The organism is Streptomyces sp. SID10853, assembly GCF_010548145.1.
In the GTDB taxonomy this organism is placed as follows: Bacteria; Actinomycetota; Actinomycetes; order Streptomycetales; family Streptomycetaceae; genus Streptomyces.
The window spans coordinates 1-22,629 of sequence record NZ_JAAGLN010000104.1 but is presented as its reverse complement, the minus strand read 5'-3'; the positions used below and the strand labels follow the sequence as shown (position 1 = coordinate 22,629).

21 protein-coding genes and 1 pseudogene are annotated in these 22,629 nt (G+C 69.7%); 14 read left to right on the top strand and 8 right to left on the bottom strand.

The features are described from left to right. Window positions 1-157: 157 nt before the first annotated feature. The gene (locus G3I19_RS20115) at window positions 158-1,051 is read right to left on the bottom strand and encodes an NADP-dependent oxidoreductase (protein ID WP_164265045.1); all 894 of its coding nucleotides are present in this window, start codon (window positions 1,049-1,051) and stop codon (window positions 158-160) included. Between the two features lie 70 nt (window positions 1,052-1,121). On the opposite strand from G3I19_RS20115, the gene G3I19_RS20110 reads away from it, so the two are divergent. Beyond that, on the top strand, window positions 1,122-1,733 hold the full coding sequence (locus tag G3I19_RS20110) for a TetR/AcrR family transcriptional regulator (protein WP_164265044.1): 612 nt from the start codon (window positions 1,122-1,124) through the stop codon (window positions 1,731-1,733). 2 nt (window positions 1,734-1,735) lie between these two features. Here G3I19_RS20110 and G3I19_RS20105 read toward each other — a convergent pair whose 3' ends face one another. Then, window positions 1,736-2,974 carry an MFS transporter gene (locus tag G3I19_RS20105; RefSeq protein WP_164265043.1) on the bottom strand — a complete coding sequence of 413 codons (1,239 nt, stop codon included), beginning with the start codon at window positions 2,972-2,974 and terminating at the stop codon, window positions 1,736-1,738. 312 nt (window positions 2,975-3,286) lie between these two features. Between G3I19_RS20105 and G3I19_RS20100 the strand changes: the two genes are divergently transcribed. From G3I19_RS20100 to G3I19_RS20090, 3 genes are all read left to right on the top strand, one after another. Continuing rightward, complete coding sequence (locus G3I19_RS20100) at window positions 3,287-3,706, top strand: nuclear transport factor 2 family protein (RefSeq protein WP_164265042.1); 420 nt, start codon at window positions 3,287-3,289, stop codon at window positions 3,704-3,706. Window positions 3,707-3,739: 33 nt separating this feature from the next. After that, on the top strand, window positions 3,740-4,768 hold the full coding sequence (locus tag G3I19_RS20095) for a S66 peptidase family protein (protein ID WP_164265041.1): 1,029 nt from the start codon (window positions 3,740-3,742) through the stop codon (window positions 4,766-4,768). 191 nt (window positions 4,769-4,959) lie between these two features. Continuing rightward, window positions 4,960-6,078 (top strand): alpha/beta hydrolase-fold protein, encoded by a 1,119-nt coding sequence (locus G3I19_RS20090; protein WP_164265040.1) that lies wholly within the window; start codon window positions 4,960-4,962, stop codon window positions 6,076-6,078. An 84-nt stretch (window positions 6,079-6,162) separates the two neighbouring features. Here G3I19_RS20090 and htpG read toward each other — a convergent pair whose 3' ends face one another. Next, window positions 6,163-8,157: a molecular chaperone HtpG gene (gene htpG / locus G3I19_RS20085; protein ID WP_164265039.1), complete on the bottom strand. Its 1,995-nt coding sequence runs from the start codon at window positions 8,155-8,157 to the stop codon at window positions 6,163-6,165. Between the two features lie 167 nt (window positions 8,158-8,324). On the opposite strand from htpG, the gene G3I19_RS20080 reads away from it, so the two are divergent. Further along, window positions 8,325-8,711: an erythromycin esterase family protein gene (locus G3I19_RS20080; protein WP_164265038.1), complete on the top strand. Its 387-nt coding sequence runs from the start codon at window positions 8,325-8,327 to the stop codon at window positions 8,709-8,711. A 105-nt stretch (window positions 8,712-8,816) separates the two neighbouring features. Then, complete coding sequence (locus G3I19_RS20075; RefSeq protein ID WP_239074597.1) at window positions 8,817-9,455, top strand: DUF1707 domain-containing protein; 639 nt, start codon at window positions 8,817-8,819, stop codon at window positions 9,453-9,455. 134 nt (window positions 9,456-9,589) lie between these two features. On the opposite strand, the gene G3I19_RS20070 is transcribed toward G3I19_RS20075, so the two are convergent. Then, on the bottom strand, window positions 9,590-9,961 hold the full coding sequence (locus G3I19_RS20070) for a hypothetical protein (protein WP_164265037.1): 372 nt from the start codon (window positions 9,959-9,961) through the stop codon (window positions 9,590-9,592). Between the two features lie 106 nt (window positions 9,962-10,067). Beyond that, a complete protein-coding gene (locus G3I19_RS20065; RefSeq protein WP_164265036.1) occupies window positions 10,068-10,997 on the bottom strand; it encodes a serine hydrolase in 930 nt (309 codons plus the stop codon). A gap of 688 nt (window positions 10,998-11,685) precedes the next feature. Here G3I19_RS20065 and G3I19_RS20060 point away from each other — a divergent pair. The 4 genes from G3I19_RS20060 to G3I19_RS20045 all read left to right on the top strand — a co-directional run bounded on the left by G3I19_RS20060 (window position 11,686) and on the right by G3I19_RS20045 (window position 15,601). Continuing rightward, window positions 11,686-12,696, top strand: coding sequence for a chitinase (locus G3I19_RS20060; RefSeq protein ID WP_164265035.1), 1,011 nt, complete (start codon window positions 11,686-11,688; stop codon window positions 12,694-12,696). A 202-nt stretch (window positions 12,697-12,898) separates the two neighbouring features. Further along, a complete protein-coding gene (locus G3I19_RS20055) occupies window positions 12,899-13,543 on the top strand; it encodes a LysE family translocator (RefSeq protein WP_164265034.1) in 645 nt (214 codons plus the stop codon). Window positions 13,544-13,635: 92 nt separating this feature from the next. Beyond that, a complete protein-coding gene (locus G3I19_RS20050; RefSeq protein WP_239074595.1) occupies window positions 13,636-14,547 on the top strand; it encodes a serine/threonine dehydratase in 912 nt (303 codons plus the stop codon). Between the two features lie 247 nt (window positions 14,548-14,794). Then, entirely contained in the window at window positions 14,795-15,601 is an 807-nt protein-coding gene (locus tag G3I19_RS20045; protein ID WP_164265032.1) for an HAD family hydrolase, read from the top strand. 31 nt (window positions 15,602-15,632) lie between these two features. Here G3I19_RS20045 and G3I19_RS20040 read toward each other — a convergent pair whose 3' ends face one another. From G3I19_RS20040 to G3I19_RS20030, 3 genes are all read right to left on the bottom strand, one after another. Continuing rightward, a complete protein-coding gene (locus G3I19_RS20040) occupies window positions 15,633-16,508 on the bottom strand; it encodes an SGNH/GDSL hydrolase family protein (protein WP_164265031.1) in 876 nt (291 codons plus the stop codon). A 290-nt stretch (window positions 16,509-16,798) separates the two neighbouring features. Further along, the gene (locus G3I19_RS20035) at window positions 16,799-18,283 is read right to left on the bottom strand and encodes an FGGY-family carbohydrate kinase (RefSeq protein ID WP_164265030.1); all 1,485 of its coding nucleotides are present in this window, start codon (window positions 18,281-18,283) and stop codon (window positions 16,799-16,801) included. After that, the gene (locus tag G3I19_RS20030) at window positions 18,280-19,341 is read right to left on the bottom strand and encodes a 2-hydroxyacid dehydrogenase (protein WP_164265029.1); all 1,062 of its coding nucleotides are present in this window, start codon (window positions 19,339-19,341) and stop codon (window positions 18,280-18,282) included. Before G3I19_RS20030 ends, G3I19_RS20035 begins: the two co-directional genes overlap by 4 nt. Window positions 19,342-19,527: 186 nt before the next feature. Here G3I19_RS20030 and G3I19_RS20025 point away from each other — a divergent pair, with 186 nt between their 5' ends. The 4 genes and pseudogenes from G3I19_RS20025 to G3I19_RS20010 form a co-directional block, all read left to right on the top strand. Beyond that, the gene (locus G3I19_RS20025; protein ID WP_164265028.1) at window positions 19,528-20,172 is read left to right on the top strand and encodes a histidine phosphatase family protein; all 645 of its coding nucleotides are present in this window, start codon (window positions 19,528-19,530) and stop codon (window positions 20,170-20,172) included. Continuing rightward, on the top strand, window positions 20,169-20,945 hold the full coding sequence (locus G3I19_RS20020) for a DeoR/GlpR family DNA-binding transcription regulator (protein ID WP_164265027.1): 777 nt from the start codon (window positions 20,169-20,171) through the stop codon (window positions 20,943-20,945). The genes G3I19_RS20025 and G3I19_RS20020 overlap by 4 nt, the downstream gene beginning before the upstream one ends. Before the next feature lie 107 nt (window positions 20,946-21,052). Beyond that, entirely contained in the window at window positions 21,053-22,390 is a 1,338-nt protein-coding gene (locus G3I19_RS20015) for an MFS transporter (protein WP_203599794.1), read from the top strand. A 51-nt stretch (window positions 22,391-22,441) separates the two neighbouring features. Next, window positions 22,442-22,629: pseudogene (locus G3I19_RS20010) on the top strand (carbohydrate kinase); the annotation flags it as partial.

Genomic DNA, 22,629 nt, shown 5'->3' with positions numbered 1-22,629 from the left:
ACGAACACCACGCCACCGCCAACGAACCCGGCAAAGGCATCACCAACACCACCACCAGCAACCACGCACCCGACCTCCCCGCCCAAAAAGGCACCCAGGCCGAACTCGCAACGCTCCCCCACTACACACCCGCCCCGCCGGCCGCACCACAAACAACTCAAACAACCACCACCCGACGCCCCCGCGTATGACCAGCCTGGCTGTCGACATGTGCCGCCGCAGCCTCCGCGAGCCTGTACGACCTCTCCACCGGAATACGCAGCTCCCCCCGCGAAATCAACAACACAGCCTCAACCAACGCCTCCACCACACTCCCCGCCACACCAGAAAACCGCACACCGAACTTCGGCGCATCGAGATCAGCGATGGAGATCACCTTCCGCGGATCCCCGGTCAGCTCGACGAGCTCGCGGATCACGCCTGAGCCGGCCAGATCGAGCGCCGCGTCGACGCGGCCCAGCCGACGCACTCGGTCGACCCACCCCTCCCCGTACGTCGTGGCAACAGCGCCCAGACCCCGTAGATAGTCCTGGTTCCCGGCTCCCGCCGTGCCGATCACCCCGATCCCACGGCCGCGGGCGATCTGCAGCACGGCTGATCCGACTCCCCCGGAGGCACCGCTGACCAGCAGTGTCTGACCGGACTGCACACCAACCTCACGGATGACGCGCAACGCGGTCTCCACCACGGACGGATACCCCGCCGCCTCCTCGAACGTCAGCCCCTCAGGCACCCCGGCCCAAGCCGACAACACCGCGAACTCGGCATAAGTGCTGGACCCTTCACCGAACACATGGTCACCGGCCTCGACCCCTTCGACGCCCTCACCCACCTCGTCCACCACTCCCGCGGCGTCGATCCCGACCCCGGAGGGCAGCACGGTCGGGTGGGCCCCCAGGACCTGACCCTCACGGATCCTCCAGTCGACGGGGTTCACACCCGCCGCCCGCACGGCAATGCGTATCTGGCCGGGGCCCGCATGGGGCTCCTCGGCATCTATGAGTCGCAGAACTTCCGGACCGCCGAACTCGGCGAAGCTCATCTTCTTCATGCGGTGGACCGTAGCACTAACGGTTAGCCTTTTGGAACCGGTACGGCTTCGCACCTGATAGCGTGAGGGCATGCCCGAGCAGTCCGGACGCCGCGAGCGCAAGAAGGCCGCGACCCGCCAGAAGATCGCTGATGCCGCCCTGCGGCTCTTCCTGGAACGCGGGTACGACGCCGTCGGCATCCGCGACGTGGCCGCCGAGGCCGACGTCGCCGTCACCACGCTCTTCTCCCACTTCGCCTCCAAAGAGGCCCTGGTGTTCGAGCAGGACGACACCTTCGAGCAACGCCTCACACAGGCCGCCACCGGCCGGCCACCGCACGCGTCCCTCATCCCCGCACTGCACAAGGCGATCCAGGCCCTGGTGCAACACTGCACAGCAGACAGCGCCGCCCCGATCTGGCACATGATCGACACATCGCCCGCGCTGCGGGAGTACGAAGAGTCGATGAGACTGCGCCACGCGGAAACGCTGGCAACAGCCATCGCCGCCGACCACGGCCTGCCGCAGGCCACAACAGCCTGCCGGACCATCGCGAGGTTCGCGATCGACGCCTACTCGCTGGCCCGGGAGGCGGTCGATCCACAGGCCGCCGTGGACGAGATCTTCCAGATGATCGAGGCGGCCTGGGACGTCACCGACCTGTCCCGACACACGACAGGAACTGTTCCCCCTGTCGGCTAGGGTCAGGGAGCAGACGCTCCCCCGGTGCTGTCCGCCTCTCGCTCAGCGACCTGTGGTGCGAGCATGACCGCTTCAGACCGCACCGGTTCAGGCAACACCGGTCCGGGCAAGGCCGGTTCAGGCAGCGTACGCAACAGCAGCCAGCTCACCACCGGCAACACCACCAGCGGAGCCAACGCTGTACGGAGTGACGTCGCATCAGCGACAGCACCGATCAACGGACTGGCCAGACCACCAATACTCACCGTCAGACCCAGCGTGATCCCACTGGCCGTGCCGACCCTGGACGGCAAGTAGTCCTGCCCCAGGGTGACTTGGAGCGAGAACGGCACATACAGACCCACCGAAGCCAGTGCCACGAACAGATAGAGCACCGGCCCGGGAACGGTCACAATCCCCGCCACCGCGACCGTCGTCGCAAGATACGACCAGCGGGCCACCGTCACCCGGTCCCACCGGCCTGCCAGGTTGCCGCCCAGCACAGAGCCCACCGCGCCACCCAGGTAGAGCACGAACAGTGCGGCGGTGCCCGCCGTCGCACTGCCGCCCATGCGCTGCTTGGCGTAGAGCGAGATGAAGGTACTCAGTCCGATGAAGACGATGGAGCGGCAGACCACCACGAGCGAGAGCTTCACGAACGAAGTACGGTCATCACGACGGGTGTTCACCGCCTCACCGGCGCGCCTGGATCCACTCCTCTCCAGTGCCCGCAGCGCCGGCACACAGAGCACGCTTCCCGCCACGGCGGGGATCACAAGCAACGGCGACAGCCGGAGACCCCCGGAGAGCACAACCGCCGAGACCATGAGCGGCGCCACCGCAAACCCGACGTTGCCACCGAGCGAGAACCACGCCATCCCACTGTGGCTGCCGCCACTGGCCAGCCGCGCGACCCGCGCCGACTCGGGGTGGTAGGCCGCCACACCGAGCCCCGAGAGCGCCACGAACACCAACGTCAGCCTGTAGGAACCGCTCACGCCACTGAGCGCGATTCCGACTCCACCGAGCAGAGTACTCACGGGCAGCAGCCATGGCATCGCCCACTTGTCGGTCAGCAGACCGAACACGGGCTGGGCCACCGACGACAGCAGTGACGCGGCGAGGACGATGCCGGACACGGCGGCGTAGCTGTACGCACGCTCGGCGACGAAGAACGGCACCAGTGCCGCTACCGAGCCCTGGTACACGTCCACACATGCGTGACCGACGGACAACAGAGGGATCAACTTGTTCCTGGACACACCTCCATGCTCGGCACCCCGCGCCTGTCGCACTTCCAATATTCTGCCAACTGATGCCGGAAAACCGCCATGAACCTCAGCCCCCCCCCCCTCACCCCTCAATAGCCGCACGGCCGAGATCCGGCCACACCTGCCGTACTTACCCGGGAGGTAATTGCCGGTCGCTTCCAACGACGTCGAGGATGGGGACACCCCGCACCTCATCGACGCGGACAGCACCGGCACGGAATCCCACGCAGGAGTGTCCGCACCAGAGTTGACGGACGAAGAGCCACAGACGAGAGGAACCGCACCGTGCCCACAGCCAAACCCATGACAACCCGCCACGTGGTGGAGGAATTGCTCCACCGGATCGGTGAGGGCGACCCGGAACGGATCGCGGAGCTGTACGCAGAGAGGGGCGACTGGAAGCTGAACTGGCCGGAGACCGAACACGGGCGCACGGCCACCCCGTGGATCCGCCACCGGTCCACCCGCGCCGACGCTGCCGCGCACTATCGTGAGCTGGCCGAGCACCATATCCCCGGGCTCGCGGCCACCAAGATCGAGCACATCCTCATCGACCGCTGCGACGCGGTCGTGCTCGGCGAGATCCGTCAGACCGCCCGGGCCACCGAACGCGCGTACCGGGCCCGGTTCGCGCTGCATCTCACGGTCGAGGACGGCCTCGTCACCCGGCACCACGTCTATGAGGACAGTCTCGCCGTGGCTCAGGCGTTCGCGGCACCGTGATTCGCGGTGTGACCTGATGGCAGAATCTGGCACATGTCTGTTCGATATCCGCGCCCTCTGCGCCCCGGTGACCGTGTCGGCATCACTTCGCCTTCGAGCGGAGTGCCGGATGGCCTGCGTGAGCGGCTCAACGTGGCGGTTCGCACCATCGAGGCACTCGGATACCAGGTGACCGTCGGGCGCTGTATGGACGGTTCGGGGCACATCAGCGCCCCCGCCGCTAAGCGCGCGCAGGAGCTGACATCGATGCTGACCGATCCCGGAATCCGGGCTGTGGTTCCGCCGTGGGGCGGTGAGACCGCGATCGACCTCATCTCTCTGCTCGACTGGGACCGGCTGCGTGAGGCCGAGCCAACCTGGGTCGTCGGCTACTCCGACATATCGACGCTGCTCACGCCTCTGACCCTCCTCACCGGGACGGCGACCATCCACGGGAACAACCTCATGGACACGCCGTACAGGGTGCCCGAAGGGCTGCTGTCGTGGCTCGACATCGCCGCGGCGCCGGTGGGGCCCCCGTTCACGCAGGTCCCTCCGAACCGTCACCGCACCACGGGATGGGACGACTTCAGCAGCAATCCGAAAGCATCCGAGTACACGCTCGACGCCCCCGGCAGATGGACCAGGCTCGACGGCCACGGCCATGTGGATGTCGAAGGACGTCTCATCGGGGGCTGTATCGAAACTCTGAGCAACCTGGCGGGCACGCCGTACCTCGACGTTGCCTCCTTCGCCCGGGCCGAGTCCCCGGACGGGCTCCTCGTGTATGTCGAGGCATCGGGCGACGACGCGTTCGCCATCTGCCGAAACCTGCACGGAATGAGGCTGGCGGGATTCTTCGACGACGCGAACGCGGTCCTCGTCGGACGGACTTCAGCGCCTGACACCCCCTCGCTCACCCAGCACCAGGCGGTGCTGGACGCGCTCGGCCCGCTGAACGTCCCGGTCATCGCCGATGTCGACTGCGGTCACATCCCGCCGTACCTGCCGATCGTCAACGGCGCACGCGGCAGGATCGTACACACGCAGGACCGCAGCGAACTCACCCAGACACTGGACTGAGGGCGCAGCCTCACGGCTCCGGCGCGGCGAGTTGCCAGGGCGGGTGTCAGTACGGGGTGACGGAGCCCCCGCCTCCGATCCCGGCCGTTCGGGAACCCCGGTGCGTCCCCGGCCATCTCCTTCACCGGACCGGGGCCCGGGACGGGCAGCGATGCCCCCGCGGCTCCTCGTTATCCGGAGACGAGATTCTGATGAGCCTTACGGGGACACCCTTCTTTCTGACGTCGATCGTGCTGGTGGCGGCGGCCCTCGCCCTTCCGCTGGTGTTCTGGAGCCGGATCCGTGGCCCCGGGGCGGTGCGGCACACCGCGCGCCTGGTCATGCTGCTCGTCGTCCAGGCCACCGGGGTGCTCCTGGTGTTCGTGATCGTCAACAACTCCAACGGCCTCTACGACAACTGGGACGACCTCCTCGGGACCGGCAGCCATGTGAACGCCGCCGCCGATCTCGGCCCGGACGGAACCGGCGGCAAGTCCGTCAGGACCGAGCCACGGATCAAGCAGAGATTCCGGCCCGCGGGCGACCCCCGGATGGGCCCCGGAGTGCAGGTCACCCAGCTCAAGGGGCAGATATCGGGGGTGGCGGGCGAGGTCTACGTCTGGCTGCCGCCGCAGTACGGTCAACCGGCCTACCGCCACCGGGACTTCCCGGTGGTCGAGGTGCTTCCCGGCTACCCGGGCTCGGCCCGGGCCTGGTTCGGGGCCTTGCAGGTGAACACGCAGCTCGCTCCGTTGATGCTGCGCGGTGAGGTGGCCCCGTACATCATCGTCGCGCCCCGTACGACGCTGTTGGGCAACGCCGACACCGGCTGTGCCAACATCCCCGGCAAGGTCAACGCCGATACCTGGCTCAGTGTTGACGTCCGCAAGATGGTGACGGACACCTTCCGGGCCGAACAGAAGCCGGCCGGCTGGGCCGTCGCGGGCTACTCGGCAGGCGCGCACTGCGCGGTCGAGCTGGGGGTGAAACACCCGGACCGCTACCGGGCCGCGATCGGCCTGTCCGGCTACAACGACCCGGTCGGCGAACCGGCCTCGCTCACGGCGCGGACGCCTCGGCTGCGTGATCTGAACAACCCGTGGAAGATCCTCCAGCACGACCGGGTCCCGCCCAGGCTCGCGCTGTTCGTCTCCGGTGCGGCGACTGACGGCTATCCGGGAGCCGTCGCCCTCAGGCAGGTGGCCAGGCACCCGACCACCGTGCGGGCCGTGAGACTGCCCGCCGGCACCGGCGGGCACGCCACCGCGGTGTGGAAGCAGCAGGTCCCTGAGGTCTTCCGCTGGCTGACGCACCAGGTCCCGATGCACTGACGGGCCACAGGCCACAGCCAGGAGGGAGCGCCCCGCGCGGTGCGGCGGGACGCTCCCCCGGGCGCGAGGCCCGTACAGCCGTGACTACAGGGTGCGCTCCAGCCGGTCGGCCAGCAGCTTGACGAAGCGTGCGGGATCGGTCAGTTCGCCGCCCTCGGCGAGCAGCGCCATGCCGTGGAGAAGCTCCGCCGTCTCTTCGAGACCACCGAGGCCGGTGTCGTCCGTCCGTGCCGTGTACGCCTTGTTCAACCCGGTGACCAGCGGGTGTCCCGGGTTGAGTTCGAGGATGCGCTTGACGTGGGGCACGGCCTGGCCCATGGCGCGGTACATGTTCTCCAGCGCCGGCGTCACATCATGCGTGTCCGAGACGATGCACGCGGGTGAGACGGTGAGCCGCGAGGAGAGGCGCACCTCCTTGACGTTCTCGCCCAGCCGCTCCGTCATCCAGGTCAGCAGGGACTCGAACTCCTGCTGCTGCTTCTCGCGTTCGGTCCCGGCCTCCTTCTTCTCCTCCTCGGTGCCCAGGTCGACCTCGCCCTTGGCCACGGACCTCAGCTGCTTGCCGTCGAACTCCGGGACCGCCTCGACCCATACTTCGTCGACGGGGTCGGTGAGCAGGAGCACCTCGATGCCCTTGGCCCGGAACGCCTCCATGTGCGGGGAGCTCTCGATGGCCTGACGGGACTCGCCCGTGAGGTAGAAGATGTGCTCCTGGCCCTCCTTCATACGGTCCACGTACTGCCGCAGGGTGGCCGGCTCCTCGTCGCTGTGGGTGGTGGCGAAGGAGGAGACACCGAGGATGGCGTCGCGGTTCTCGAAGTCGCTCAGCAGTCCTTCCTTGAGGACACGGCCGAACTCCCGCCAGAACGTGGCGTAGCGGTCCGGTTCGCCGGACATCATGTCCTTGACCGTCGACAGCACCTTCTTCGCCAGACGGCGGTGCATCAGCTGGATCTGCCGGTCCTGCTGGAGGATCTCGCGCGACACATTGAGCGACAGGTCCTGCGCGTCGACCACACCCTTGACGAAGCGCAGATACGGCGGCATCAGCGCTTCGCAGTCGTCCATGATGAAGACGCGCTTCACATAGAGCTGGATGCCGCGCTGGTAGCCCTGGGTGAACAGGTCCTGCGGCGCATGCGCCGGGATGAACAGCAGCGCCTGGTACTCGAAGGTTCCCTCGGCCTGCAGCCTGATGGTTTCGAGGGGGCTGTTCCAGTCGTGGCTGATGTGCTTGTACAGCTCGTGGTACTCGTCGTCCGTGACCTCGTCGCGCGAGCGCGCCCAGAGCGCCTTCATCGAGTTCAGGGTCTCGGGCTCGGCCGGTGCGGCCGCGTCGGCGCCTTCGCCCGCGCCCTGGCCCGCGTCCTGACCTGTGCCCGGCTCCGGCTCGGTCTGCGCCGTGTCCGTGCCGGCGGCCGGCGGCTGGGTGATCAGCCGGACGGGCCAGGTGATGAAGTCCGAGTAGCGCTTGACGATTTCCCGGATCTTCCAGGGTGACGCGTAGTCGTACAGCCGGTCCTCGGAGTCCTCCGGCTTGAGCCGGAGGGTGACCGCTGTGCCCTGCGGCGCGTCGTCCACGGTCTCGACGGTGTACGTTCCCTCGCCGGTCGACACCCAGCGGGTGCCGTGGCTCTCGCCCGCACGGCGGGTCAGCAGGGTGACCTCGTCAGCCACCATGAAGCTGGAGTAGAACCCGACACCGAACTGACCGATCAGACCGTCGGCGGCGGCGCCCTCCGCTTCCTTCTCCTTGAGCTCCTGGAGGAACTTGGCTGTACCCGAGTTCGCGATCGTGCCGATGAGCTGGACCACTTCGTCGTGCGACATACCGATTCCGTTGTCGCGCACGGTGAGCGTACGAGCCTTCTCGTCCGGCTCTATGGCGATGTGCAGATCGGACACGTCCGCACCGAGAGAGTCGTCGCGGAGGGCTTCGAGACGAAGTTTGTCGAGCGCGTCGGAGGCGTTGGAGACGAGTTCACGCAGGAACACGTCCTTGTTCGAGTAGATCGAGTGGATCATCATCTGCAGAAGCTGGCGCGCTTCCACCTGAAACTCGAACGTCTCTGTCGGCATAATCCGTGCTTCCTTCTCAGGTCATCAAGTGACGGGACTGACCTGGGAACTCTAGAACAGCCGACAGCTCCGCAGGTCCCCTTCACGCTCCGGGGGGGGCAGCCGCCCGCGTACGGAGCTACGGGCCCCGGACGGCGCCGGTCTCCCCGCACCCCCGACTCGCAGGTGTGCCTTGCGTCGTACCTCCGGGCGTGATTCCGGGCGGGAGCTACCTCCGGGAGCACTTCGGAGCCGGTGATGTGTCCATCGGTGTCATGTTCCACCACGGCATGGCCCCCTATGCGATCCCTGCCCCGCCACCGGAGTTCGCCGACGCGGTCCTGGGGGACGCGGGTCTGGATGCCTTCTTTCTCGACCTGCACGCCGAAGGACCCGCCCCCGTCCGGTCCTGGCTCGACGAACCGGGCAGGACCCGGATGATCGGCCCGGCCCACGACGCCGCGGACAACGCCGCCTACCGCCTGGCAGGGGGCTCGCTCTCGGCCTGGTTCGACGTCGTTCTGCACGCCCGGAACATCACCCCGGCCCGGCCGCTGTCCGCCGCAACGAGGTGACCGGGCACTGCTGTTCCGGTACGGAGACACATCGCCGGCCAGTCGTCCCCGTCCTGCCGTAGGGCCGACATTGCGGCACGGTGGGCCATCCAGCAGAATGCGGGCATGACGGGTGAACCGAAACCGGCCGACGACTCTTCCGGAAGCGGCATGTCGCCGGACTTGCGGGCATCCGACCGTGAGCGGGACCAGGTCGTCGAGATTCTGCAAGTGGCGGCGGGCGACGGCCGGCTCACCGCGGCCGAGCTGGACGAGCGCCTGGACGCCGCACTGTCGGCCCGCACCATGGGCCAACTCGCCGAGCTGACCGCCGATCTGCCCTCGGACGGTATGCCGCCGCAAGCCAGGGATCTGGTCCGGATCGACCAGCGTTTCGGCGACATCACCCGCAACGGCCGCTGGCTGGTCCCGCGCCGCATGGAGATCCGGCTGATGTTCGGCGACGCGAAGCTGGACTTCACCGATGCGGTGATCACCCACAGCACCCTGCACATCGATGTCGACCTGCGCATCGGGGGAAACCTCATTCTGGTCACCCGGCCGGGCATCGTGGTCGACACCGACGACCTGGAGCGCAGCAGCGGCGACATCAAGATCCGGCCCTCGTCAACCCCCGACTCCCCCGTCACGCTGCGGGTGCGACTGTCCGGGCGGTCCCGCGGCGGTGACATCACCGCTCGCCCCCCGCACCGCAAGCCGTCGGAATGGCTGCGCCGCCGCACCCCGAAGAGTATCGGCGGCTGAGGGACGGGAGCCCACCCCTGCGTGGAACGGCACCGCGACGCTCGGCCCCCGGGCCGGGGGCCGAGCGTCGCGGTACGGATCCCGAATCAGGAGATCAGGGCATCAGGGCATCAGGGCATCAGGGCATCAGGGCATCAGGAGAAGCTGACCGAGCGCAGCTTCAGACGCTCCGACGCGTGGCCTCCGTGGGGCCGCAGAGCGAAGTGGTCGCCCCGGCAGTCGGCGCCGGAGAAAACGACAGCCGTGGCGTCCGTGAAGTTGCGCGGGCTGTCGGCAGCGGGCGTGATCCACTCCTCCGCCACCTCCGGGAGCGTGATGCACTCCCGGCTCGGGGGGTTCACCAGGCGGCCCAGTTCCGGGGCGCCGCTGGAATCATGGAAGACATAGACGAATTCACCTTCCGCGGCCTGGGCGGAACCGGAGAACGTGAGCGTCAGTGCGGCCGCGCCCAGGGCGGCGGTGACGACGCGGCGGAAGGTGCGGCGCGGACGGGGCTGAGGCTTCATGACGGAGTCCCTTCGTGACGGTGCGTGTGTGCGCTCCCGATCTGCCCCGCCTCACACACCGTGACACTTCCGTCACTCCAAGGAGTGGATATCCAGAGGAATCCGCTCAGTGGCTCGCAGCCGCCCGCACCTTGCTGTTCAGATCGCGGTGGATGACGCGGGACGCACCCTCGATGGTGTCGATGCCGTACGCCATGGTGTGGTTTCCGGTGGAGAGAACCGTCATGCCGTAGTCGTGGCCCTTTCCGGTGAAGAAGCCGACGCTGTGCACCCGCCAGCCGTCCTTCGCACGCGAGAGCCAGCCGTTCTTGACGTGCGTCGTGGCGGTGGCCGGTGATCCCGTGGGCACTCCCCACTTCTGATCGGCCTCGACCTTGGACATCAGCCCCTGGGCATAGCTCCGCGAGGTCTCGTTCAGCACCGAGTTTTTCGTCGAGAGGAGCCGCATGAGGGTGAGCTGGTCGGCCGCGGTGATCTGCGTGAGCCCCCACGTTCCACCGGACCCCGGGACGGTGTGCCGCATCTTCGCGAGCCCGAGGAAGTGCTTGACGCGGGCCGCTCCGAGCTGACGCCAGAGAGCAGAGGTGGAGTCGTTGTCGGACTTCGTGATCATCGCGGTGGTCAGTTTCACCTCGCGCGCGGTCAGCTTGCGGTGCGACTCCTCGGCCTCCCGCAGCAGCGTCCCCAGCACCGTGACCTTCACCACGCTCGCCGAGTCGAAGTGCGTCCCCGCCCTGAACGCGCAGCTGGTCCCGGTCTTGCGGTCGTAGACAGCCAGCGCGGAGGAGTCCTTGCGGCCCTTGAGCGCGCCGGCGATGTCGTGGGACAGCTCGGGGGCCAGGCCGGCCTTCTTGGAGGTGCAGACGACCTTCGAGCCGCCCACGGCGGCGCTCGCGGAGCCGGTGGCGCTCTCCGGGGCCCCTGCGGTGCTCGCCGAGGCCGTGCCCGCCCCGACGAACGGGCTGAGCAGCGCTCCCGCTGCCACTGAGACGGCGAGTCCGCGCCGCGCGCAGGCCGGTATGCGTGATCGGTGCATGGAGGTACGTCCTGTTCCCGCGGTGGCTCGAAATCGATATCGCCCGACTTCGCACGACCGGGCCGGAAGGCCGGTCTACCGCTGCTTCGGTGGAGTTCCGCCCGGCAGGACGGTCTGCGGTGGACAGCCCGGATCCGGGGCGTGACCCGCAGGGAGAGTTGCCGGACGGGGGCCGGTCACTGTGCGGGCCGGCTCGGATTCCCGTTCCTGGATCAGAGCAACCGTAGAGGCTTCCGCGGCTCGGACATCGGACAAACGGTGCGAAATGTCCGTTTTGAGTAGGTATGTCGACGTGTGATATTCGCCAACCCGGCGACCCCTCTCAGCGCCGCCCCTACCAGGTCGGAGCGGCCGCCACCGTCGGCGTCCCAGGACTCCCGACCCACCTCGGACCCCCACTCGTACCCGCGCCCGCATCCTCCGAAGCCGCCCACGGGCGAACGTGCGACAGCCTGCCGGCCGGGTCGCAACATCCAGCCCGGCGAGGGCCGTTCACGCCCCCGACCCCGGGCTCCGCCCCCATCCGCCCACGCCCGCCCATGACTTCGGACCACAACCTTGACAGCCCTCTTGGTCTAGTCCAATCTCATGTCTGCACGCCGTCAAGTTGTCGCCCAGGCCGACCCCTTGCTCCTCCGGCCCACTGCACCTTGATGACGTTCCCCACTGTCATCGAAAGGACCGGACCATGCGTCGACGTCCCCCCACCACGTCACGTCGAACGACCTCCGCCTCCCGGGCCGCCGCCGTTCTCGCGGCTGCCGGGCTGGCCGTAGCCGGAGCCGCCCTGACCGCCGGTCCCGCCGCGGCGACACCGGTGAGCGTCAAGGCCGCCGCGAGCTTCGCCCCGTACACCGACATGTCCAACTCCCAGGAAGGGCTGCTCGACACCGCGATCACCCAGCACGGGGTCAAGACGTTCACCGCCGGATTCGTCATCGGCTCCGGGTGCAACCAGATCTGGGGCGACACACTCCCGGTGGGCGACGACTCGTACACCGACCCGCTGATCAGCAAGGCGAAGTCCGAGGGCGCGTCCGTCATCGTGTCGTCGGGCGGTGCGGCCGGGCTGCCGCTCGCCTGGAGCTGTACGGACCAGAGCGCGATCAACGCCGGGTACCAGAAGATCATCGACTCCTACGGACCCAGCTCGCTCGACTTCGACATCGAGGGCGGTGCCATCGCGGACACCGCTGCGGCGGCCCGCAACATGAGCGCGATGAAGACGCTCAAGGCGGCGAACCCGGGCCTGACGTTCTCGGTCACCCTGCCCGTCCTGCCCGACGGCCTCACGGCCGACGGCGTCAACATCCTCAAGGCCGCCAAGGACGCGGGCGTCAAGATCGACGTCGTCAACATCATGACCATGGACTACTACCAGGGCTCCCAGGACATGGGGCAGGCGGCGATCAGCGCGGGGAAGGCCACCCTCGCCCAGATGCAGTCGGTCGACCCGGGCTACACCTACGCCAATCTCGGCATCACGCCCATGATCGGTGTGAACGACGACGGTTCGGTCTTCTCGACGGCCGACGCCTCGACGGTGAAGAGCTGGGCCGACAGCAATGGTGTGGGGCGGCTGTCGTACTGGTCGGTCAACCGGGACCAGTCCTGCGGCTCCGTCACCACGGCTGCTTCGCCGACGTGCAGCGGTGTGACACAGGGCCAGCTGGCCTTCGCGGACATCCTGGGCGGCTGACCGCGGCAGTACGAACCGGATCCCCGCACAACGGAGTTCGGACGGCCGGACCCCAACGAGCCACAGGGGCCCGGCCGTCGGGCGCTCCGCCGCCTGCCGCCCGCACCGGAAGCAGAGAGCCGGTTCCAGCCGGACTGCCGGGAGCCGGCAGCCGGGGAATAGTCACTGGTGCCCGGACCCCGTTTGCACCGACCATGGCCCCATGATCGGAACACACGCCGTCCTCGGCGTATCAGCGGTGTCACTCGGGATGGTGCTCACACCAGGGCCCAACATGATGTACCTCGTCTCGCGCAGCATCACCCAGGGCCGACGCGCCGGAGTGATATCGCTGGCCGGGGTGGCCGTCGGCTTTCTCGTCTATCTCAGCGCGGCCAACCTCGGGCTCTCCGTCGTGTTCCTGGCCGTACCCGAGCTCTATCTGACCGTGAAGCTCGCCGGTGCCGCCTACCTGGCATGGCTGGCCTGGAAGGCCCTGCGCCCCGGAGGCACATCGGTCTTCGCCCCTCAGCAGCTGCCGCCGGACTCCACCCGGCGCCTCTTCACCATGGGGCTCGTGACCAACCTGCTCAACCCGAAGATCGCCATCATGTATCTCTCGCTCATCCCGCAGTTCATCGACCTCCACGCGGGCCACGTCCTGCTCCAGGGCTTCGTACTGGGCGGCATCCAGATCGCCGTCAGTCTCGCGGTGAACCTGGCCATCGCCCTGGCCGCCGGAACCATCGCCGTCTTTCTCGCACGGCGCCCGGTGTGGCTGCGGGTCCAGCGGTATCTCATGGGGACCGTCCTCGGCGCACTGGCCGTGAAGCTCGCGACGGACCGGGCTCCGGCGGCCACCGCCTGACCGACGGCGACGACGGCCGAGGTCACGGTCCCGGCCGCAGAGGCGACAGCCCTGTTTGGTGCTGACGGTCCTGCCTGGTGAGGATGGGGAGCATGAACCAGACCCAGCCGCTCTCGGCCACCGACGTCGCGGCAGCCGCAGACAGAATCCGCCCTCATGTCCGGCGCACACCGCTGCTGGACCTGGAGATCGACGGACGCCGTGTCGTCCTCAAGCTGGAGTACCTGCAGCGCAGCGGTTCGTTCAAACTGCGCGGTGCGGTCAACGCGATGCTGGAATCGGCGGCTGACGGCCACATCGTCGCCGCTTCCGGCGGCAATCACGGCCTCGCCGTCGCCACCGCCGCCGCGCTGCTCGGCCTCCCTGCGACCATCTACCTCCCCGAGACGGCCCCCGAGGCGAAGGCCCGGCGCATCGAGGAGGCCGGTGCGCGGCTGATACGGCATGGCGCGACGTTCGCCGATGCCGCCGAGGCCGCCCAGCAGGCCGCCGAGCGGCCCGGCTGCCACTTCCTCCACCCGTACAACGATCCGGCGGTCGTGGCGGGGCAGGGCACCCTCGCGGCCGAGGTGGTGGCCGATGCCCCCGGGACGGACGCCTTCGCCGTCGCCGCGGGCGGTGGCGGACTCACCGCGGGCACGGCGCTCGCGGCGGGCGGGCGCCATGTGGTGGCCGTCGAACCCGACGGCTGCCGTGCACTGCACGACGCGCTCGCGGCGGGCAAACCGGTGAACTCCCCCGTGGACTCGGTCGCTTCGTCCGCGCTCGGGGCTTCGCAGATCGGTGCGGTGCCGTTCGGCATCGTCGCTTCGTACGGGGTGGAGTCGGTGCTCGTCAGCGACGAGGAGATCCTCCGGGCCCGCGACCGCCTGTGGGAGGAGTGCCGGATCGCCGTCGAGCCCGCGGCTGCCGCCTCCTTCGCCGCGTGGCTGGCAGGCAGGGTGCCAGGACAGCAGCCGTGTGTGGTGCTGTGCGGCGCGAACGCCGACTGGACGGCCGGCTGAGCCCCGGCCCCGCGGCCCGTACGCGCACCTCATCGCACGTGATCGGGGGGCCCGTGCTCACTGCCGCGTGCCGCGGCCGGCCCCGCACTCACTACCGGTGCTGGGCCGGCCCGTCTCGCACCCTGCGACGCGGCCAGCCCGTATCGCACCGTGCGATGCGGCCGGCCCGTCTCATACCGCGTGAACCGGCCGGGCCCGTCTCGTACCGCGTGATCCGGCCAGGAAGGATCTCCCTAGGCTGACGCCCATGTCCACCACACCCGCATATGACATCGTCGCCACCGATCTGGACGGCACCCTGCTGCGCCGCGGCGACACGGTGAGCCCCCGCTCCCGCGCCGCGCTGGCCCTGGCCGCCAGGGCCGGGGCCAGGCATCTGATCGTCACCGGGCGGTCGCTTCCCGGCGTCCTCGGGCTGATCGGCGCTCTGGAGTACCGCGGCCCTGTCGTCTGCGGGCAGGGCACCCAGCTGTACGACGCCGGGTCGGCCCGGATGCTGAAGTCGGTGACGCTCGACCGTGAATCGGCCGACACGGCGCTCGGCAAGATCGAGGCCGAGACGGGGCCGGTCTTCGCCGCCGTCGACCAGGACGGGCCCGACGGCCGGACGCTGGCCGAGCCCGGGTACCTGATGCCGCACCCCACGCTGCCCGTCCTGCGGGTCGGGCAGCGGTCGGGGCTCTGGGCCAGGCCCGTCATCAAGGTCCTCGTACGTCACCCGCTGCTCTCGGACGACGCACTGGCGGCCGTCGCCCGTACCGCCGTGGGCGATCTGGCCACCGTCACGATGGCGGGCCCCGGCACCGTGGAGCTCGGGCCCCGCGGTGTCGACAAGGGCACCGGAGTCGCCCTGGCCGCCGAGGTGTTGGGCCATGACCCGGCGCGGCTGGTCGCGTTCGGGGACATGCCCAACGACCTGCCGATGTTCCGCCGCGCCGGACACGCGGTGGCCATGGCCAACGCCCATCCCGAACTCATCGCCGCCGCGGACGAGGTGACGCTCTCCAACGAGGACGACGGGATAGCGGTCGTCCTGGAGCGCCTCTTCGCCTGAACCGGACCTCAGAGCTGCTCGGCACCCGGCATCAGATCTTCTTCAGGAACGCGTCGGCGATGGCCTGGTACCCGGTGTCGTTGGCATGGATGTCGCCGCGCGCCATGTTCGTCCACTGCATGATGCGCGCCACGTTCAGCGGTACCCGCTGTCCGTTCAGGGCAGTCGGCGGAAGGAAGGAGTTGGTGCGGAAGGCGGACGCCACATCGGCGGTCGGCACCCCGTGAGCGGCGTCGGTCAGCCCGATCGTGGCGTTGAGGGTGTCGGCCAGCGGTACGGAGAGAGTGGCCGCCGCTTTGCCCTGAGTGCCCGTCAGCCAGGCTGCCAGGAAGGGGTCGTAGAGGTTCATGCCGACGATCCGGGTCTGCGGTCCGGCCGCCGCCTTCAGCCGGCCCAGGATGGTGTTGAGACCTGAACCCACCTTCCCGACACCGGACACGGCGCACCCGAGGTCGATGTTCCCGTCCGTCAGACAGCCGTCGACGTCGTTGGCGCCGATGTCCAGGGTCACCACCACCCGGTCGTCGCGGTGGAGGCGGAGGAAGCGCTCGGCCTCGGCCAGCTGCGAGCCGGTGTACGAATGAGGGTAAGGGCAGGGGCCGTCGATCATGGAGCCGGTGGTCTCGCCGGGACACCCGAGCCCGACGAAGTCGAAGGGCTGTCCCGCACCAGCCGCGCGGGCCGCCAGCGTCCGGGCGATGTCCTGGGCATAGCCGCGGCCGGTGACATGTCCGCCGCCGGGCAGCGTCTGGTATCCGGCAGCCAGTGAGTCGCCCAGCGCCAGGTAGTAGCGCGGTGCCGCGGCTCCGGTGGCGGAGGCCGGGGCGGAGAAGCCCAGCAGCGCGACGGCTGCGAGGAGCACGGCCGTCAGCGCGAGCCGGGCGGGTCTGAACAGGGATACGCGCATGGAGCCTCCAACGGTGAGTACGGAGAACTCCGTTGAGGCTACTGTCTGGTAGGGCGGCTGAGTAGGCCCGGAACAGGAACTGGCCACAGGCTGCGGACCGTTCGGGATCCAGGCTCACGGGACGAGGCGTACGGGAGGGGACGGCGTCGCACGGCGACCGCAGTCGTACGGGGACGGGAGCTGCACGGCGTCCGCAGTCGTACAGAGACCGCAGTCGTACAGAGACCGCAGTCGTACAGCGGCCGGAGCGTACAGCGGCGGCCGTCGTACGGGCCGAACAGGCCGCGGCCTTACGCGACGCTCGCCCCGGTCCTGGCCCGTACAGGCGGCCCGTCCCACTGGGTGCGCGCCGCGGCCAGTGCGGTGCGGTAGGCGGCGTAGCCGTCCTCGTACACCTCGCGGCACCCCTCCCCCGGCTCGACGGTGTGGAACAACTGCGCTTTCGTACCCGCGGGTTCACCGAGGAAGCGGCGGGCCACCCGTACCGCGCCGAGCGCCCCCACCTCGCTCTCCACCGGGACGCGGATCTCCCGTCCCAGGATGTCGGCGAAGAGCTGGGTCCACGGGCCGGACCTGGTGCCGCCGCCGCACGCGGCGAGCGTGCCGGAGAGCCCTGCGGCCACCAGGCAGTGGCGCGCGGCGTAGCCGATGGCCTCGCACATGGCGCGGACCACGTCGGCGCGGGTGTGCGCGAGGGTGAGTCCGTCCAGTTGGCCGCGGGCCTGCGGGTCGACGAAAGGCGCGCGCTCCCCCGCGTCGGAGAGGAACGGCAGTGCCGTGACTCCGCGGGCGCCCGGCGTGCTGTCGGCGAGCAGGGCACCGAGGTCGGCCGTAGCAGTGCCGGTGAGCGTGAGGATCCATTCGAGGGCGGCGGTGCCGACCATGGCCGGCATGGACCGCAGCCAGCGGCCCGGGTCGGGGGTGCAGAGCGACATGCCGGCCGGTTCGGCGGAACTGTCCGTGCGGGCACGGTCGGTGAGGACCTGGCAGGCGAGGGTGGTGCCGACGATCAGCAGGCCGTCGCCCACCTCCCGCACCCCGCTGCCGATGGCACAGGCCGGCAGATCGTAGGGGCCCGAGGCGAGCGGCAGCCCTACGGGCAGGTCCAGGAGAGCGGCCCCCTGTGTGTCGAGGCGCAGGACGGTGCCGGGGGGCGCCGGGGCCGCCAGCAGATGGGCCTGGCTCTCGATTCCGCAGGCGGCGAGTGCCTCCTGCGCGTAGGAACGGGTCACCGGGTCGAGGAACGGCAGTGTCGCGTCGGACGCGTCCACGCTGATACTGCCGGTGAGGCGCTGGGCGACGGCGTCCACGCAGTAGCCGGCGACGGCCGCGCCGCGGAGGCTCTCCGGTTCGTGTTCCTGAAGGTGGGCGAGGAGTGGGGCATGGCAGCCGGGGAACATGCCGGAGCCGGTCCGCGCGTAGACCCGCTGTACGGTGCCGTCCGCCAGCCAACCGGCGACCCGGTCGGATGCGCGCCCGTCCATCCAGGAGATGGCCGGGCGGACCGCACGGCCCTGCCCGTCGCGCAGCCACAGGCCGTCGCCCTGGCCGGTGAGGGCGAGTGCGGCGGGTGGCGCGGGCAGTGCGGCGGTGGTCTCCCGTACGACTTCGGCGACGGTACGGACGACGTCGTCGAGGTCCTGCTCGACGCGGCTTCCCGGCAGCCGCTCCAGGTGACTGCGGCGGGTCGCGGAGGCGAGCGGCCGGCCCTCGCCGTCGAAGGCGACGGCTTTGGTGACGGAGGTGCCGATGTCCACGCCGATGATGACGCTCATGGCCGCGCGGCCTCCTGGACCTCGGGGTTGGCGGGGTGGGCCAGTTTCTCGCCGCGTACAAAGCGGCCCGCCTCGGCCGCGGTGATGGCCGCGGCGCGGTGCGCCGTCTGCCGGGTCGCCCCGGCCAGGTGCGGGGCGGTGACGACGTTCGGGACGGTGTGCAACTGCCAGTCGGCGGGCGGCGGTTCAATGTCGTAGACGTCGAGGGCGAGGGCTCCGATTCGGCCGCTCCGCAGCAAGTCCGGCAGTGGGGCGTAGTCGAGGAGGCCGCCGCGGGCGGAGTTGACCAGGACCGCTCCGGCGGGGAGCAGAGCGAGCTTCTCGGCGTCGATGAGGTGGTGCGTCTGTGGGGTGAGCCTGGCGTGCAGGCTCACCACGCTGCTGCGCGTGAGGAGTTGGTCGAGGGCGACCGGCTCGACGCCGTCGGCGCGGGCGGCGACGGGATCGGTGTACGGGTCGGCGACCAGGACATGGGCGCCGAAGGCACGCAGCACGCGGGCGACGATGCGGCCGATGGCGCCGTACCCGACGAGGCCGACGGTGGCGCCGTCGAGTTCGGTGCCCGCTTCGTCGTACGCGTAGAAGTCCCCGCGCCAGACGCCGCGTTTCAGTTCGGCGTCCGCTGTGGGGATCCGGCGCATGGCGGTCAGCATCAGGCCGATGGCGAATTCCGCCGCCGCCGGGGCGTTGCGTCCGGGTGCGAAGGAGACGGCGACGCCGTGCCGGGTGGCGGCGGTGAGGTCGACGTTGACCGGGCCGCCCCGGGAGACGGCCACCATGCGGAGGTCAGGGCAGGCCGCGAAGACCCGCTCAGTGAACGGGGCCATCTGGGTGACGCAGAGGGCGGCGCCTTCGAGGGCCGCGATCATCTGGTCCTCGGTACCGCTGGCCTCGTGGACGTCACCGACCGGACCGAAGGGCTCGTGCGGCCAGGGCAGGGTGAGTTCGCCGATCTCCACGGTTCCGCCGGGCTCGGCGGCGGTGCCCAGCTCTTCGCGGAGGGCGGTACGGAGCAGATCGGGGAGGACGAAGTGGTCACCGGCGGCGAGGATGCGCATGGGCTGGGCCCTTCTTCGGGTCACGGGGGCGCGGTGCGTCAGCGGTGCCGCACCTGCCCGGCCGCTGCATCACTATCATGGGCGTTGATAGATTTAACATCATCGTTTTGAAGAATCAATGGGCCGACACGGTCCCGGCGGCCCCGTCCCGGGCGTGGGCGGCCCGCCGCGAGGGAGGGAGATCCGATGGAGGCCCGGCTGCTGCTGGTACGGCACGGCGAGACGCGGTGGCATGCGGAGAACCGGTACGCGGGGGTCTCCGACGTGCCGCTGACGGCGAAGGGCCTGGCGCAGGCGGAGGATCTCGCGGACTGGGCGCGGCTGCGCGGTGTCGACGCGGTGGCCAGTTCGCCGGTCAGCCGGGCCCTGCTCACCGCCCGTCCGGCCGCCCGCGCCCTCGGTACGGAGCCCGAGGTCGTCGAGGCGCTGCGCGAGGTGGACTTCGGCTGGGGCGAGGGCCGCACCATCGCGGAGATGGCCGCCGAGGACGCCGGTGCGGTGCGGCGGTTCCGCGAGGACGCGGAGACCGGGGCCTTCCCCGGTTCCGAGCCGCCGTCGGCCGCGGCGGCCCGAGCGTCGCAGGCGCTGCGGGCCCTGGCCGGGCGCCACCCGGGTGCGACGGTCCTGGTGGTGGCACACAACACGCTGCTGCGCATGGCCCTGTGCGCGATGCTGGGCATCCCCGTGGGGCGCTACCGGCTGGTGTTCCCCCGGCTCGACAACGCGGCTGTGACGGAGATCGAGGTGAGCGGTGACCGTACGGCGCTGCGGTCGCTGAACGTCCCCACCCGGCCGGCTCCCGCGGGCGGTACGCGAAACTTGGCCGTATGACGACGAACGGCGCCCAGGCCCGCAGGCAGATCATCACGGAGCACGTCCTGGCCAGCGGGACCGCGAGCGGCGCCGAGCTGGCGGAGCTGACGGGCGTGAGCCTGATGACCGTGCACCGGGACCTGGACGAGCTGGCCAGGCGCGGGGTGCTGCGCCGTTTCAGGGGTGGGGTGTCCGCGCTGCCGTCGACCGTGTTCGAGTCCAATCTCGACTACCGGCTCGGTGTCAACACCACCGAGAAGGAAGCGATCGCGAAGACCGCGGCCGGGCTGGTCGAACCGGGGATGTCGGTGCTGCTCGACGACTCCACGACCGCGCTCGCGCTGGCCGCGCTGCTGGTGGATCTTGAGCCGCTGACGGTGGTGACCAACGCCAGGCGGGTCATCGACCTGTTCGCGGGCCGGGACGGGATACGGCTGATCTCGCTGGGCGGGGAGTACTCGCACCCGCACGACTCGTTCCTGGGCGTCGCGTGCCTGGAGGCCGTCGAGGCGCTCTCGGTGGACATGGTGCTGGTCTCCACGTCGGCGATGGACGCCCGGATGACGTACCACCAGGAGCAGGACGTGGTGCTGGTGAAGCGGGCAATGCTGGCATCGGGCACCCGGAAGGTGCTGCTGATGGACCGTACGAAGCTGGCGAGGACGGCGCTGCACCGGCTCGGCCCGGTGGAGGACTTCGACCATCTGGTGGTGGACGACCGGGTGGAGGCGGAGCTGCTGGCCGCGCTGCGGGAGCGGACGGATGTCAGGGTCGCGGCCACGGGCCGATAACACGGCTTCTTAAAGTATTGCGTGTTAATTTCACAGAGGTCATGATGCGTTCTCGTCGGGGCCGTACGCCCGTGGGCCGATGACACCTCACAGTGGAGGCACGAGCTATGCGCAGCACCGCCGCGAGCACCGCCGCACGTACGGGAACGGTCTGGGACCGCGCCGGTATCCCCCGGCCGCTGCTGTTCGGCTTCATCGGCGTCCTGATCTTCATGATCGGCGACGGGGTCGAGTCCGGGTTCATCGCCCCGTTCATCAAGGGCAACGGCGCAGGCACCGAAGTCCGTGCGAGCTATGTGATCACGGCGTACGGCGTGACCGTCATGCTCGCATCCTGGCTGTCGGGCGCGCTGTCCGAGCTGTGGGGGCCGCGGCGGGTGATGCAGATCGGGCTGACCGTCTGGATCGTCTTCGACGTGCTGTTCCTGTCGCTGGGCGCCGCACAGGGCAACTACCCGCTGATGCTGGTCTTCTACGGGCTGCGCGGATTCGGCTATCCGCTCTTCGCCTTCTCGTTCCTGGTGTGGGTGACCGCGACGGCGCCGGTGGCCAGGCTGGGTGCGGCCGTCGGCTGGTTCTACTTCGCCTTCACGGGCGGGCTGCCGACGCTCGGCTCGCTCACCGCGTCCGTCACCAACCCGCTGTTCGGGAAGTTCGGCACGCTGTGGATCGCGCTCGGTGTGATCGCCGTGGGCGGGGCCTTCTGCCTCGTCGGGGTGCGTGAGCGGACCGGCTTCGCACGGCTGGCGCCGCCCGGGGTCCGGCCGGTCCAGTCGCTGGCCCGCAGCCTCTCCATCGTCTGGACCCATCCGAAGGTCACCGTCGGCTGCATCGTCCGCATCATCAACACCGCGCCGCAGTTCGGCCTCTGGGTGATCCTTCCCGCGTTCTTCACCGACGAGATGGGCTTCACCGACGGCGACTGGCTGCGACTGCTTTCGATCATGTTCGCCACCAACATCTTCTTCAATCTGCTCTTCGGGGTGGTCAGCGACCGGATCGGCTGGCGCACCACCATCGGCTGGTTCGGTGCGGTCGGCTGTGCGGTGAGTGTCCTGGCGCTGTACTTCGTGCCGAAGCTGCTGACCGGGAACTACTGGGTCGCGGTCGGTGTCGGCATGGTCTACGGCGCCACGCTCGCCGGGTTCGTGCCCATCTCGGCGCTGATGCCGTCGCTGGCCCCCGGGAACAAGGGCGGCGCGATGGCCCTGCTCAACCTGGGTGCGGGCGGCGCCGCCTTCGTGGGTCCCGCGATCGTGTCGCTCTTCCTCGGCCCGCTGGGCCGGGACGGGGTGGTGCTGATCTTCGCGGGCCTGTATGTCGTCGCCGCCGTGCTGACACTCTTCCTGCGTCTGCCGAAAGCGTCGGAGGAGGCCATCAGGGAGGGCAAGTCCCTGCACGAGGCCACCGACGACGACGAACCGCTCACCGCGCCCGCAACCTGACCACGCGCCCGACCTGCCTGCCTTCCGCGTACGAGAGGACCTGCTCCGCAGATGAGTTCAGCCACCGGTGCCCGGCCCGCGCCCGTCCCCGTCGTCGCGGGAGTCGATGTGGCCACCGCCGCGGTACGGGTGGTGTGCGCCGACGCCCGGGGCCGGGTCCTCGCCGCTGCCCGGGCCCCGATCACGCCGCCGGTGCGCGGTGCGGCCGGCCGCAGTGAGCAGGACGCCAGGTCCTGGTG